Origin of the sequence: Advenella sp. S44 (assembly GCF_002810445.1) — a bacterium.
GTDB lineage: Bacteria > Pseudomonadota > Gammaproteobacteria > Burkholderiales > Burkholderiaceae_B > Advenella.
The window spans coordinates 615,268-629,537 of record NZ_NEXS01000003.1 but is presented as its reverse complement, the minus strand read 5'-3'; the positions used below and the strand labels follow the sequence as shown (position 1 = coordinate 629,537).

The window sequence follows — 14,270 nt, the reverse complement described above, 5'->3', positions numbered from 1 at the left end:
ATGTACGTGGTTTTTGAAGACGACGGCAGCTTCAAGGCTGAAAAAATTCATTCCGAAGCCGATTCAACGCTCCAGGTCGAGTCGATCAGCGGTAAACGCAGCAAGATAAAGCGCAATGCAGTCATCTTTACTTTTGACGGCATCGAGCCGCAGACCATGCTGGAGCAGGCGCGCGCCAGCAGCGACGAGATTGACCTGCAATTTCTTTGGGAATGCGCTCCCCAGGATGAGTTTTCCGCCTACGATCTGGCTCGCGACTATGTGGGCCACGAGCCCTCCATTGTCGAAAAAACGGCAATTCTGTTGCGCCTGCATAGCGCGCCTGCTTACTTTCACCGCAAGGGTAAAGGTCACTACAAGGCCGCGCCTGCCGATATTTTGCAGGCGGCACTCGCGGCCCTGGAAAAGAAACAGCGGCAGGCCGAGCAACAACAGGCCTGGACCGATGCGATTTTGGCCGGCACGCTGCCCGATGAGCTGCGCGATGCCGCCCGTACGTTCCTGATTCGCCCGGACAAAAACACCTTGCAGTGGAAAGCCTTCGAGAAGGCACTGACCGAAAGCGGCAAGTCGGCCGAAGCCCTATTGCTGGAGCTGGGCGTATACCCACATGCCCTTGCCCTGCATCTTGAACGATTTATCAAACAGCACTTTCCCAAGGGAACGGCTGTTCCCGAGCTGGACATCCCGCCGTTACCCGCGCTGCCCGAAAGCGATGTTGTTGCTTATTCGATTGATGACATCAGCACCACTGAAATCGATGACGCGCTATCGGCTACGCACATTGAAGGCGATATTTACCGGATCGGCGTGCATATTGCCGCCCCGGCGCTGGTAGTCACCCGTGATTCGGATCTGGACAAACTGGCGCGCAGTCGCATGTCCACCCTTTATATCCCGGGCGACAAAATTCCCATGCAAAGCGATGCGCTGATCAGCATGTTTTCGCTGGATGCCGGCAAGCGCGTCCCAGCCTTGTCCCTTTACGTCACCGCCAATGTCGCGACAGGCGAAATACAAGAGACGGCCACCCTCGCGGAAACCATCAAGATCCGCGAAAACCTGCGTATTGACGATCTGGTCGAGCAGGTGACGGGCGAAGCCCTTGAGGACCAGACCGCTGCCCTGCCTTACGGCGAGGTATTGCGCCCGCTCTGGAAGCTGGCGCAATATCTGAAAACGGCGCGCGAACAGATGCGCGGCAAGCCGGAAAACAACAACCGCACAGAATACACATTCCGTTTGCACGGGCCTGCCGATAATCCCGATTCGCGCATCGAGCTTATCCCAAGACAGCGCAATGCGCCGCTGGACCAAATCGTTGCGGAATACATGATTCTGGCCAATACGCAATGGGGCGGCTATCTGAACGAACATGGGCTGCCCGGCGTCTATCGTTCCCAACAAATGGGGCGGGCGCGCATGTCGACTCACCCGTTGCCCCATGAAGCTATCGGCGTTCCCCAGTATGCCTGGACCACGTCACCGCTACGGCGCTATATTGACCTGGTTAACCAGAGACAAATTCTTGCCGCCGCCGAACACGGCGTGTCGGCACGGCTGGTGGCCCCGTTCAAACCCAAAGACGCAGACCTGTATGCCATTGTCGGCGCCTTCGACTCCCAGTACATGCTCTGGCATGAGTTCCAGAGCCGGCTTGAACGCTATTGGTGCCTGCGCTGGCTGACCCAGCAGTCACGTACAAGACTGCACGGCACGTTCATCCGCGACAATCTGGTACGTCTTGAAGAAATCCCGCTGGTCATTGAGGTTAACGGGCTGCCCGAGCTGGAACGCAATGACCGCATTGCAATTAATGTGCGCGGCACCGACGAGCTGGCATTGCAAATTGACGCGGAATATGCGGGACTGGCCCAGACCGGCGAGGAGGCCACGGCATGAATGAGCTACGCAAGTTTGCCGTCATCGGCAATCCGATCAAGCACAGTCTGTCGCCGCGCCTGCACGCCCTTCTGGCCCAACAGACTGGCCTGGCCGTTGAGTACACCAGACAATGCGTGGCGCCAGACAATTTTCGTGATTATGTGACGCAGTTCTTTGCCACTGGCGGCTGTGGTCTTAACATTACGCTGCCATTCAAGGGCGAAGCCTATGCACTGGCCGCCTCGCACGTCTCTGATCGCGCACGGGCTGCGGGATCGGCCAACACACTGTGGCAGGAGAACGGACAGATACATGGCTGCAATACCGATGGCTTGGGACTGGTCAACGACATGCTGCGCCAGCAGATTACGCTGGCGCAAAGCCGGATTCTTGTCGTCGGCGCAGGCGGCGCAACGCGCGGCGTCGTGCCCGCGTTGCTGCAGGCCGGATGTGCGCAGCTGCATATTGTAAATCGTACCGAAGACAAAGCCCATGCGCTTGCAGCGCAGGCCACCGCCTTCTCGCCCTCCCATGCCCGGGTCTCGGCATCGGGCTTTTCGTCCTTGCAAGGAACGTGGGACATCGTTATCAATGCGACAGCCAGCAGCCTGTCGGGCGAGACGCTGCCGCTGCCCGGCAGGCTGTTTCGCGCCGACAGCGTGGCCTACGATATGCTGTACACGCCCAGCGGCGACACTCCCTTTTTGCAGCAGGCGCGTAACGCGAGCGTGCGGCACACCAGCGATGGACTGGGTATGCTGGTCTATCAAGGCGCCGAGAGCTTTCGCATCTGGAACCAAATCCAGCCCGATCCTGCACCGGTTTTGGCTGCACTGCGCACGGAACTGTCGGAGTCGGTCTGATGCTCGAAGCAGTCGGGCGCATATTTAGCGAGGTCGTGATCCGTATTGCCAGGCGAGTAAGCTCGCAGTCAATCGCACGCTCGGCTCTGGATCTTGTGGGCCTGCTGATCGCAGTCGTCCTGCTTTACCAAGTATATCTGTTCACGTGGGTACTTTGGTACAGCGTATTCAATCCAGGCGGTAGCGCCTATATGCGTAGCCAGGCAAGCCAGCTGGCCGCGCTGGATCCGCCGCTCAGCGTCCATTATCAATGGGTACCGTACGAAGCGATCAGCCCCTCCCTGAAAAAGGCAGTGATTGCCGCCGAAGATGCGCGCTTTACCGAGCACGGCGGCGTGGAATGGGAAGCCATCCGCAAGGCCTGGCGCTATAACGAACGCCAGGAGCAAGCCGGCCGCAGTCGCCGTCGCGGAGGCTCAACCCTGACGCAGCAGCTGGCCAAAAACCTGTTTCTGTCTGCCGACCGCAACTATGTCCGCAAGGGCCAGGAATTGATCATTACCTATATGATAGAAGCGGTCATGTCCAAGCGACGAATTCTGGAGTTGTATCTAAACGTGGTGGAATATGGTAACGGCATCTTCGGTGCGCAGGCTGCGGCCAGACATTATTTCGACGTTGATGCAAAACGCCTGTCGGTCTCTCAGGCTGCCCGCCTGGCCGCCGTTTTGCCCAACCCGAAGGTGTATGGGAAGAATATGCAATCGCGATATGTCCTATCACGCAGCCGGACCATTTCGGCTCGCATGCGCAGCGCCGTCCCGCCCAAGTAGGTCTTTGCCGTTTCCGCAATGCCGGCACAAATGCCGGCCTGTATTTATCCGGACGATGGCTGGACAATAAATGGCGATGCATAAACGGTCTGCCAATTTCCTTCCGCTGACCGGTTATTCTGGAAACTGTCAGCAAACAACAGTAAAATCAACGGTTCTGAGACCGCACGCGCAACGCTGCGTTTGGCCGCAAACATATAAAACTCATGCGCACAGCAAGAAAATATCTAGGGACAGAAATCTACCGCTCCACCATAGCAGTGCTGGTGGCGCTGGTCGGCCTATTCACTTTTTTTGCCCTTATCGACGAACTGGACAGCATCAGCGATCAGTTTCCGCTGCTATCGCTGCTGTATTTGCAGGTATTGCAATTGCCTACCCGCCTGTATGATCTGTTGCCCATAGGCCTGCTGATCGGATCCGTACTGGCGCTGGCCAGCCTGGCGCAGCGCAACGAGCTGGTGATATTGCGGGTATCGGGCGTCAGCAGCATCTCATTACTGCTCATGCTGTGGACCATTACCATTCCGCTCATGCTGGGCGCCTTTGTGCTATCGGAATTTGTCACTCCCCGGGCCGAACTCATGACCAGCGAGGCCAGTTTGAAGTACCTGGGCAAAACCAGTGGCGGAAAGATGAATTCAGGCCACTGGTTTCGCGAACCCGACGAAGAAGGCAATATCCGCACCATCAATATTGCACAGCTTCGCGACCAGGGCGCCGTTCAGGATATCCGCATCATCACCTACAACGCTGACGAGAGCCGGTTTATCTCCTTTGACCAGGCCCAAAGCGGGCAATTCAGTCAGAAGACCCTGACGCTGACCGATGTGGTGCACATCACCAGCCTGGTCGACGCGAAGTCCGCACTGGCCGATCCCAACACACCGGTGTCTGATGTGGCAAAACGTACGGTGCTGCCGACGCTGGAATTGAAAACCACCCTGACGCCCAACCGCCTGCTGGCTGGTCAGATGCAGCCGGATCGGATGTCCACCCTATCGCTGCTCGATTATATTTCCTACCTGGAGGAAAACAAGTTGCAGACAAACCGTCAGGTTGTCTCGTTGTGGCGTAAACTGAGCTACCCGTTCACCCTGCTGGTCATGATTACCATTGCCGCGCCTATCGGGTTCATGCAAACTCGTAAAGGGGGCGTCGGCGGCAAGGTGTTCCTGGGGATATTACTTGGCGTTGCCTTCTACATGATTAATCAGCTCGCACTGAATGTAGGCATGCTGAAGAACCTGCCGCCGTGGTTTACGGCGTTAATGCCGAACACGATCGCCATGCTTATCGCCATGCTTGCACTCTACTTCATGGAGGCCAGGCGAAATCCGCGCATCCCACGTGCGCCACTATCCGGGAAGGCTGCAACGTAATGAATATCTGGGCGGTAGGAGATTTGCAAGGATGTTGCGGAGCACTTGACGAACTGCTTGAGCATCCACTAATTAAGGAAGATCCCGACTGCCGGTTCTGGTTTGCCGGCGATCTGATTAATCGCGGGCCTCAATCTCTGCGCACACTCAAACGCATTATCAAGCTGGGTGATCGCGCCGTCAGCATTCTGGGCAACCATGATTTGCATATGCTTGCTGTCCATGCAGGCATCCGCAACGAGAATAAATCGGACACTTTTGACGCTATCCTCAAAGACAAACACGTCGATGACTTGGTTGACTGGCTGCGGCATCGCCCGCTGGCCCATTACGAGGCCGGGCACCTGATGGTCCATGCCGGCGTCATGGCCAAATGGGATCTGGAGAAAACGCTGGCGCTGGCCGAAGAAGCGCATCAGGCGCTGATCAGCGACAAGTGGAAAAAGAATCTGCAAAAAATGTACGGCAACGAACCCGTGCAATGGAAAGACAAACTGTCAGGGGCGAAAAGACTGCGCGTTATTATTAATGCCTTCACCCGCATGCGACTGTGCACCAGGCACGGTGAAATGGATTTCGCAGCCAAAGACTCGCCCGGCGATCACCCAGGCCTGATGCCCTGGTTTGATGTTCCTGATCGCAAAACCGCCAATATCCCCATCATATTCGGGCACTGGTCCACATTGGGTCTGCTGATGCGCAAGAACCTGCTGGCCCTGGACACCGGTTGTGTATGGGGAGGCAAACTGACCGCGTTGCGCCTGAATGATCGCAAACTGATCCAGATAGATTGCAAACAACACGGCAAGCAATAATTGCAACGTCAATATCAGGTCTGAAATACCTGACTTGGACTGACTTGGAATATCCGCTCTGCGATACCTGGCCTGGAATAACCCGCCTGGAATACTCCGCTTGAAATATCTGGCCTGAAATACCAGGTCTGAGATACGCGGTTTGAGATACGCGGTTTGAGACACCTGATCTAAAATCGCTGATCCGAAATATCGGTACTGAAATGCCTGTACTGAAATATCTGCCCCGATATTGCATCCAGCAGATGGATACCGGCGACGGGGCAGGTCAATATCTTGACCTGGGGTTCTACGTAAAGTCGTATTATCCCCTGAAAAAAAACCGCATCAACCGCCGTTGGGCAAGCGATATCCCGCCGTGCCAAAACCCGGTATACCGTTCTCAGTCCGCTACGACCTTGGCGCGAATCTGATCACGCACCTGCGCGGCCAGTTCGGCGCGACTGAGCGTTGATGGCTGCCCGTTCTGCGTGATCGGAGGCAGGCAATAGACTTCGACACAAACCTGACGGGCGCTAAGCAGGACCCAGATGTTGCCAATCAGTGTCTGCTCGCCAATGAACGCCATTTTTCCACTGCGCTGCCCTTCATACCAGAATACTAATGCGACCGGCTGAATCGCCACCTGGGCACGCACGGCCGGCTCGAACAGACTGCTGCTAAACGGCCTGACATCCAGGCCGTCCGAGGTAGTCCCTTCGGCAAACAGTCCGACACATATGTTGCGTTCGAACAGCGCCTTCATGCTTTCACTGACACGGCCAATTGCCTGGCGCTGGCCTCTGTCGATAAACACCGTGCCCACCCTGGCAACCAGCCAGCCTATTACCGGCCACCTACGGATTTCCTGTTTAGCGATAAACGAAGTGGCGCGCCAACTGTTGAGGATAAAAATATCAATCCAGGAAACATGATTGGCAACCCACAACACCGGACCGCTCATAATGGGCGTTCCGTGCCGCACCACTTTAACGCCGCAAACCAGCATCAGGCAGCACGACCAGACTTTAGTCACCGCATCCTGCACCGGCCGGTTCATAAACGGCAAGGCAAGGGCAGCCGTGACAAGCCCCGACAACAACAGCAGAATCAGAAAGATCGCCCTGACAACAAAACGACAAAACGCGATCACACAGACTCCCACACGCAGCGCCCACTGACCAGTGTCATCACGATTCTGCCGGGTAATTCATAACCGGCAAAGGGAGTGTGTGCACTTTGACTGAGCAGGGTATTGCGCCCTACTGTCCAGGCTACATCCGGGTCGGCAATGGCGATGTCTGCCGGCGCGCCCACAGACAAAGCGCCACAACCTGGTAGCGATGCGGCACCCGCCTTCAAGATAGCTGCGGGGCCCGCGGTCACCAGGCCCAGCGCCTGCGCCAGAGGCAGTTTTTCTTCCAGTGCCCACTTCAGAACCAGCGAAAACAGCAACTCAACACCCGTCGCTCCCGGTTCGGCATCGGCAAACGGCATCAACTTGCCATCATCGTCCACCGGGGTGTGGTCCGAGCAGATTGCATCAATGGTGCCATCGGCAAGTCCCGAGCGAATGGCATTGCGATCGCGCTGGCCACGCAACGGTGGATCCAGCCGATAGTTACTGTCGAAAAATCCGATATCCAGATCGGTCAGATGCAAATGATTGAGCGACACATCGCACGTTACCGGCAAGCCTTGCGCTTTTGCCTGACGCACCAGTTCTATGCCTGCCGCACTGGACAGACGGCACAAATGCAAGCGCGTACCTGTCACTTTCTGCAACTCGAACAAGGTGTGCAGCGCAATGGTTTCGGCCTGCTCTGGAACACCGGTCAGCCCAAGGCGCGAAGCAAACGGCCCGCTGGCTGCCACGCCTTTGGACAATGCCGCCTCAAGCGGCGTAAGCCACAAGGTATAGCCGTAGGTTTTGGCGTACTGCATGCTGCGCAGTAAAATCCCGGTATCGATAAGCGGCAACGACGCCTGGGAAAAGGCAACGCAACCGGCTTCGGTCAGTTCCGCCATTTCGGTAATGATTTTGCCTTCAAGACGATTGGTCATGGCACCCAAAGGATACAAATTGGCCTGATGCAACTGGCGGGCCCGGTGCTTGAGCATCTCGACCAGGCCAGGTTCATCCAGTGCGGGCTCGGTATCCGGGGGCAGCACCAGGCTGGTCACGCCACCGGCCAGCGCGGCCTGCATCTCCGACTCCAGTGTCGCGCGATGCTCAAAGCCAGGTTCGCGCAGGCGCACAGCAAGGTCGATCAGGCCCGGCAGGATGAGTTTTCCTGTCGCGTCAATCACGCGTGCCGATTCGAAACCGTCAGGCTCCTCGTCCACGCCGACAATGCGTCCGGATGCGATATAAAGATTACCGGTTTGGTCTATACCGGAGGCCGGATCAAGCAAGCGGCCACCTTTGATTACTGTTTTCACTGAGATGCTCCAGCTACGATGCTCATGACTGCCATTCTTACAGCAATCCCGAATGTCACCTGATTGAGAATAACCGCCTGCGGTCCGTCGGCAACCGCCGAATCAATTTCAACACCGCGATTCATGGGGCCCGGGTGCATCACGATGGCATCCGGCTTGGCGCAAGACAGCTTTTCGCGCGTCAGCCCGTAATGCTTGAAATACTCTTGCGAAGAAGGCAGCAGCGCCCCCTTCATGCGTTCGTTCTGCAGACGCAGCACCATGATCACGTCAACATCGCGCAGACCTTCGCGCATGTCGGTGAAGACCTTGACACCCATTTGCTCAAGACCGCCCGGCAACAGTGTAAGCGGTGCGATGGCCCGCACTTCGGCCGCGCCCAGCGTCGTGAGCGCATGAATATCGGAGCGCGCAACACGCGAATGCAGAATATCGCCCACAATGGCGACCGTCAGGCCCGAAAAATCTTTCTTGAAGTGACGAATCGTGAACATGTCCAGCAGGCCCTGCGTGGGATGCGCGTGCCGTCCGTCCCCGGCATTGATAACATGGATGTGCGGCTCTACGTTGCGAGCGATCAAATACGGTGCGCCGCTTGCCTCGTGCCGCACAACGAATATATCGGCCTGCATGGCCGTCAGGTTGCTGATGGTATCGAGCAGCGACTCTCCTTTGGCGGTAGACGACACATTGATGTTCAGATTGTAGACGTCGGCCGACAGTCGTTTGGCGGCTATTTCAAATGTGGTACGGGTGCGGGTGGAGTTCTCAAAGAACAGGTTGAATACGCTTTTGCCGCGCAGCAGCGGTACCTTTTTGATATCACGTTCCGCCATGGGCACGAAAGTTTGGGCAGTATCCAGGATATGCGTCAGAATATCGCGCGGCAGGCCTTCGGTGGACAGCAGGTGAGTCAGTTCGCCATGCCGGTTCAATTGTGGGTTAAACATGGCGGGCTTCCTCTTGCATGGTCAGGGTAAAACGGGAATCATCATCGGCAGCCAGTACATAATTGCGGCCTCGGGGCAAAGGCAGCACGCCGCCGCAGATATCGGGCGAGATGGGCAGTTCACGTCCGCCCCGGTCGATCAGCACGCCAAGGCGCACAGAAGCCGGGCGCCCGTAATCGTACAGCTCATTGAGCGCGGCGCGGATCGTGCGCCCGGTAAAGAGAATATCGTCGATCAGAAAAATGTGCGCGCCTTCGACCTCAAACGGCACGTGGCTTGGTTGGGTTTGCGAATGCAGCCCGATACGGCTGAAATCGTCGCGGTGCAGGCTGGTATTGAGTGTGCCAGGCTGCGACAGATCCAGGTCGCAACAGAGTCGCCGGGCCAGCCAGGCACCCCCTGAATAGATACCCACAAGATATGTGTTGGTCGGGTCGGTGCCCTTGAGCTGCTCGCTCAGGGCGTGTTTCAAATGCGCGTAGAGTTCTTCAGCGCTGGGCAGGCTGCCTGTCATGGTTTTCCTATCCGGTTAGCAAAGTTGGCGTTATTTTAAGCTATCCAGATAGCGTTGAAGAATAACTGCGGCTGCCACGGCATCATCTTCTTCGTTATTTCCGAGAATTTCCTGCGCTTCCAGGCTGGAGCCACGTTCATCCACCAGTTCCACCCGCAGCCCGAAACGACCGTGCAACTGGTTCGCAAAGCGGCGGGCAAATTTGGAGGCAGGCTGCTCGTCTCCGGTGGCAGTCAACGGCAACCCGACCACAACGCGCTCGGGCTGCCATTCCTGCAACAGCGTAGCGATGCGGCCAAAGCGACCGTCGCGGGTGACTTCGCGGATAATACATAAGGGACGCGCCCGGCGCGTTAACGTATTGCCCAGGGCGACGCCGGTTTTTTTCATGCCGGCATCAAACGCCAGCAGGGTTTCTTCAGGCATGGCCCGCATCACCGGACAGGGCAGCCGGTTCAATGCCAAGCAGCGCCAGCGCTGCCGTATAACGATCGGCCGGGCGTTTGTTGAAAATGATATTGCGGTCTGCGCTGACATTGAGCCAGGCATTGGCGGCAATCTCCTGCTCCAGTTGCCCTGCCGACCAACCGGCATAGCCCAGTGTAATGAAAATTTGCTGCGGACCCTCGCCGCGCGCCAGGTCTTCCAGCACGTCCCGCGATGTTGTCAGGGCCATGTCGCCCAGCACGACACTGGAGCGATAATCTCGGGCCGGATGATGCAGCACGAAACCACGATCGGTTTGCACCGGCCCGCCGTAAAACACGCTCTGAGCCGCCAGATCGGCATTGACCTCCAGCTCCAGCCGCTCCAGCAACTGTTCCACCGAAAGATCAGTCGGCCGATTCAGCAGCAACCCCAGTGCTCCGTCTTCGGAATGTTCGCAAATATATACCACGCCACCTTCGAAAATATCTGATGTCTGGGAAGGCATGGCCATGAGGAACTGGTTCGCCATACTGACAAATTCAGATTCTTTTTTGTCGTCGTGTTCGGTCATGGTCCTTCCTTTTTTGGGATGCGCGTCAGATTTCCATCATTTCAAAGTCTTCCTTGCGCGCACCGCACTCAGGACAGACCCAGTTGGGGGGAACATCTTCCCATTTGGTACCCGGTGCAATCCCCTCTTCGGGAACGCCGGTTTCCTCATCATAAACCCAACCACAAATTAAACACATCCAGGTACGCATAATACGGTTATTTCCTAACATTCAAATGTAACTTCACGAATCGGATGGAACGGGCCTGAAGGCTTGTTCCAGAAAACATGCCTGCGCACGCTTTAGTATCCATTTTAATTTAAAATACACACTTTGGCCCGCTTTACCAAAAACCGCGCCGTGCTTTTTTTGCGCACCGGCTACTTTCACCGCTTTCGTCTTTCCTTTCGTTCTTCTTGTGTCTCCTGATAATCCCCCTGCAGTGCTGTTTTTCAACCACCTGGATCCAACCGGACGTTCGGGGCTTGCCGGCGATGTCCTGACCGCCGCGCAATTTGCTTGCCAGGCGGTGACCGCGCTGACCGCCATTACGGTTCAGGATACGGGAGTCATAGAGGAAATTCATCCAGTCTCCGAAGAGATTCTGGACAATCAGGCGCGCTGCCTTCTGGAAGACATCTCGGTGCACGCCATCCGGGCTGGCGGGCTGTACAGCCCGGATCACGCCAGCGTCATTGCGCAAATCGCTGCCGATTATGACAGTGTGCCTCTGGTTCTGTATCTCGGGCCGCAATATGCGTCGGTCATAGAAGACAGTTCCGATGACGAGATAGAAGCGCTGCTCCTGGCAACCTGGGAAACGCTCATCCCGCAAGCCAGTTGCGTTGTGGTCGATTGCAGCTATCTGAATTTATGGGCCCCGGAAGATGAGCATGACAACGAGAACCCGATTCCGGTCGTACTCGAAGCTATTCTGGCAGCCGGAGCAAAATCGTGCCTGTCTCTGTTTTGCCCGTCTCCCGACAGCGCCCATCAGCATATATTGCTCGAAGGGGGCGAGCGCAGCTCGGCTTTCGGCTTTTTTCCACTCGCCGGTCAATCCGAAGCCGGCGATATGATCAGCGCCGCGCTGGCATGTGAGCTGGCACGGGGCGCGCCTCTGTCCCTGGCCTGCGAACAAGCCATCACTTACGCCCACAAGGCGCTGGCCGACGGACGCAAGCTGGGCATGAGCAAACTGGTTGCGCAAAGATTGCAAAAAACCTGATCGCGCGCCAAATACGCAGGCAGGGACAACCACCTGCGTATTCTCGCTATACTTTCATGCATAAGCTCATCTAATTTACGTACAACAGGTCAATGACAGCAAACACGTTCCCCCCTGGCCTATACGGCATTACCCCCGAATGGCACGATGCCGATCGCCTGAGACAGGCAGTTTCGCTAGCCTGCGAAGGCGGCATGCGGGTACTGCAGTGGCGACACAAAACCATGCAGCCAGAACAGGCGCGCGATGTTGCAGCATCACTGCGCGACATCTGCCGTGACGCCGGCGTGCTGTTTATTGTCAATGATGACTGGGAGCTGGCACTGGCGCTGGATGCCGATGGCGTCCATTTGGGTAAAGATGACGCCACGGTCGCAACGGTTCGCTCCCGGCTGCAAAGCCAGGGACATGCGCCCTTTCTGATCGGTGTATCGTGCTATGACAGCCTGGGACTGGCGGCCGCTGCCCTGCAGGATCAGACCGATTACATCGCATTTGGCGCGCTTTTTCCTTCTACGGTCAAACCCGAAGCGGTCCGTGCACCGCTGTCGCTCTTTCGGGAAACCAGAACACTGCCCGGCGCAAACCAGGCAACAACGCTGGTCGGTATTGGCGGCATCAACCGGCAAAATGCGCATCTGGCAGTGCAAGCCGGCGCCGACAGTATTGCGGTTATCACCGGCCTGTTTGGCGAAGAGGACATTCGCGGCGCCGCCGCCTATTATGCGTCCCTGTTCGAGCAGCACCGCCCTGCGTCGTAATGGCTGGTGCTTTCCTGGCCAGTCATATCGCAGGCGCCACCGGCTAAACAGCCGACATAGCAACCAGCCGTGGCCAGCCTTTATTTCACTCATTTTTCGGATAAAGCTTTCATTATGTCCCAGAACGAAATTCTCTTTAAACGCGCCCTTCAATCCATTCCGGGCGGTGTCAACTCGCCGGTACGCGCCTTCCGCTCGGTCGGCGGCACCCCACGCTTCATCACCAGGGCCAAGGATGCGCATATCTGGGATGCCGATGGTAAACAATATATTGACTATCTCGGTTCCTGGGGGCCGGCCATCGTCGGTCACGCTCACCCTGAAGTCATTGAGGCCGTGCAGCGAGCCGCAGAATCCGGCCTGTCTTTCGGCGCACCGACCGAAGCAGAGTCACGCCTGGCCGAAGCGATTATTGCACGCATCCCGTCCATTGAAAAAGTGCGTCTGGTCAGCTCGGGCACCGAAGCGACCATGAGCGCCATTCGCCTGGCGCGTGGTGCCACTGGCCGCAACAAAATCATCAAATTCGAAGGCTGCTACCATGGCCATGCAGACAGCCTGCTGGTCAAGGCCGGTTCAGGCCTGATGACCTTTGGCAACCCGACCTCTGCCGGCGTTCCGGCCGAATTCGTCGCTCATACCCTGGTTCTGGACTACAACAACCTGGACGCAGTCAAGGCTGCCTTTGCCGAATTCGGGAACGACATTGCCTGCATTATTGTCGAACCCATTGCCGGCAATATGAACCTGATCAAACCGGCAGAAGGCTTTCTGGCGGGCCTGCGCGCCTTGTGCACCGAATATGGCGCACTGCTGGTTTTCGACGAAGTCATGACCGGTTTTCGTGTCGGCCCCGAAGGGGTTCAGGGTTTGTCCGGCGTCACGCCTGATCTGACCACGCTGGCCAAAGTGATCGGGGGCGGCATGCCGGTAGGCGCCTTTGGCGGCCGCGCCGACATTATGGATCAAATCGCACCGCTGGGCCCCGTATATCAGGCAGGCACGCTATCGGGAAATCCCGTATCCGTAGCCGCGGGTCTTATCACACTTGAAATACTTTCACGCCCGGGCTTCTACGAGCATCTACAGAACCAGTCGGCCAAACTGGTTACCGGCCTTCAGGAAAAAGCAAAGGCAGCAGGCGTGCCCTTCTGCGCCGACTCGGTGGGCGGCATGTTCGGCCTGTACTTCCGCGAAACGATCCCCACCAGCTTTGCAGAAGTCTCGGATGTGGACAACGAGGCATTCAAGACCTTTTTCCATGGCATGCTGGACAACGGCGTTCATTTGGCACCGTCCGCATTCGAAGCCGGTTTCGTCTCCGCCTGCCATAGCGACCAGATCATTGAACAGACCCTGGATACGGCCGCCCGCGCGTTCGCACTGTTATAAATTGACCGCAGGTCACGCGTCTGTTTTGCTGTAAATTGACAGACGCCCTCGCGTTTGCGCTGCGTTAATTGGACGGCCGGTCTCCCATTTTGCTGCCATAAAATTGACGGCCCCCGTGCATTTGCACTGCGATAAACGGACGGCAGGTACCACGCCCTATACACCCGCCGTGCAAACGGGGCTAGTACCTGCACAAAACATCACGCGTGGGTCATGTCCTTCTCAAGCCTTGCGCACCATCATGTAGATTATTTTCCAGCCCGTAGAATTTTTTCCGGATAGCCCGGTTTTCTCAATGTGAAATTAA

General features: G+C 56.9%; 15 protein-coding genes. 8 read left to right on the top strand and 7 right to left on the bottom strand.

Features of this window, described 5'->3' with window-relative positions:
* From CAP48_RS06910 to CAP48_RS06890, 5 genes are all read left to right on the top strand, one after another.
* On the top strand, window positions 1-1,902 hold the full coding sequence (locus CAP48_RS06910; RefSeq protein ID WP_100695263.1) for a ribonuclease catalytic domain-containing protein: 1,902 nt from the start codon (window positions 1-3) through the stop codon (window positions 1,900-1,902).
* Window positions 1,899-2,747, top strand: a complete 849-nt coding sequence (aroE, locus tag CAP48_RS06905; protein ID WP_100695262.1) for a shikimate dehydrogenase — start codon at window positions 1,899-1,901, stop codon at window positions 2,745-2,747. Before CAP48_RS06910 ends, aroE begins: the two co-directional genes overlap by 4 nt.
* On the top strand, window positions 2,747-3,520 hold the full coding sequence (gene mtgA, locus CAP48_RS06900) for a monofunctional biosynthetic peptidoglycan transglycosylase (protein ID WP_100695261.1): 774 nt from the start codon (window positions 2,747-2,749) through the stop codon (window positions 3,518-3,520). Before aroE ends, mtgA begins: the two co-directional genes overlap by 1 nt.
* Before the next feature lie 206 nt (window positions 3,521-3,726).
* Window positions 3,727-4,902 (top strand): LPS export ABC transporter permease LptG, encoded by a 1,176-nt coding sequence (gene lptG, locus CAP48_RS06895; protein ID WP_100695260.1) that lies wholly within the window; start codon window positions 3,727-3,729, stop codon window positions 4,900-4,902.
* The gene (locus tag CAP48_RS06890; protein ID WP_100695259.1) at window positions 4,902-5,717 is read left to right on the top strand and encodes a symmetrical bis(5'-nucleosyl)-tetraphosphatase; all 816 of its coding nucleotides are present in this window, start codon (window positions 4,902-4,904) and stop codon (window positions 5,715-5,717) included. Before lptG ends, CAP48_RS06890 begins: the two co-directional genes overlap by 1 nt.
* A 382-nt stretch (window positions 5,718-6,099) precedes the next feature.
* Here CAP48_RS06890 and CAP48_RS06885 read toward each other — a convergent pair whose 3' ends face one another.
* Genes CAP48_RS06885 through CAP48_RS06855 form a run of 7 tightly spaced genes read right to left on the bottom strand, consistent with a single transcriptional unit; the run spans window position 6,100 to window position 10,792 of the window.
* On the bottom strand, window positions 6,100-6,849 hold the full coding sequence (locus CAP48_RS06885; protein ID WP_369806328.1) for a lysophospholipid acyltransferase family protein: 750 nt from the start codon (window positions 6,847-6,849) through the stop codon (window positions 6,100-6,102).
* Complete coding sequence (locus CAP48_RS06880; protein ID WP_100695258.1) at window positions 6,846-8,138, bottom strand: dihydroorotase; 1,293 nt, start codon at window positions 8,136-8,138, stop codon at window positions 6,846-6,848. The genes CAP48_RS06885 and CAP48_RS06880 overlap by 4 nt, the downstream gene beginning before the upstream one ends.
* A complete protein-coding gene (locus CAP48_RS06875; protein ID WP_100695257.1) occupies window positions 8,135-9,088 on the bottom strand; it encodes an aspartate carbamoyltransferase catalytic subunit in 954 nt (317 codons plus the stop codon). The genes CAP48_RS06880 and CAP48_RS06875 overlap by 4 nt, the downstream gene beginning before the upstream one ends.
* Entirely contained in the window at window positions 9,081-9,602 is a 522-nt protein-coding gene (pyrR, locus tag CAP48_RS06870) for a bifunctional pyr operon transcriptional regulator/uracil phosphoribosyltransferase PyrR (RefSeq protein WP_100695256.1), read from the bottom strand. The genes CAP48_RS06875 and pyrR overlap by 8 nt, the downstream gene beginning before the upstream one ends.
* Before the next feature lie 30 nt (window positions 9,603-9,632).
* Window positions 9,633-10,028, bottom strand: coding sequence for a Holliday junction resolvase RuvX (ruvX, locus tag CAP48_RS06865; RefSeq protein WP_100696684.1), 396 nt, complete (start codon window positions 10,026-10,028; stop codon window positions 9,633-9,635).
* On the bottom strand, window positions 10,021-10,602 hold the full coding sequence (locus CAP48_RS06860) for a YqgE/AlgH family protein (RefSeq protein WP_100695255.1): 582 nt from the start codon (window positions 10,600-10,602) through the stop codon (window positions 10,021-10,023). Before CAP48_RS06860 ends, ruvX begins: the two co-directional genes overlap by 8 nt.
* Window positions 10,603-10,627: 25 nt before the next feature.
* Window positions 10,628-10,792, bottom strand: a complete 165-nt coding sequence (locus CAP48_RS06855; RefSeq protein WP_014749785.1) for a rubredoxin — start codon at window positions 10,790-10,792, stop codon at window positions 10,628-10,630.
* Window positions 10,793-11,000: 208 nt separating this feature from the next.
* Between CAP48_RS06855 and CAP48_RS06850 the strand changes: the two genes are divergently transcribed.
* From CAP48_RS06850 to hemL, 3 genes are all read left to right on the top strand, one after another.
* On the top strand, window positions 11,001-11,810 hold the full coding sequence (locus CAP48_RS06850) for a bifunctional hydroxymethylpyrimidine kinase/phosphomethylpyrimidine kinase (RefSeq protein WP_161495213.1): 810 nt from the start codon (window positions 11,001-11,003) through the stop codon (window positions 11,808-11,810).
* Window positions 11,811-11,902: 92 nt separating this feature from the next.
* Window positions 11,903-12,571, top strand: a complete 669-nt coding sequence (gene thiE, locus CAP48_RS06845) for a thiamine phosphate synthase (protein WP_100695253.1) — start codon at window positions 11,903-11,905, stop codon at window positions 12,569-12,571.
* Window positions 12,572-12,685: 114 nt separating this feature from the next.
* Window positions 12,686-13,963, top strand: coding sequence for a glutamate-1-semialdehyde 2,1-aminomutase (gene hemL, locus CAP48_RS06840; protein ID WP_100696682.1), 1,278 nt, complete (start codon window positions 12,686-12,688; stop codon window positions 13,961-13,963).
* The last annotated feature ends 307 nt before the right edge of the window (window positions 13,964-14,270 follow it).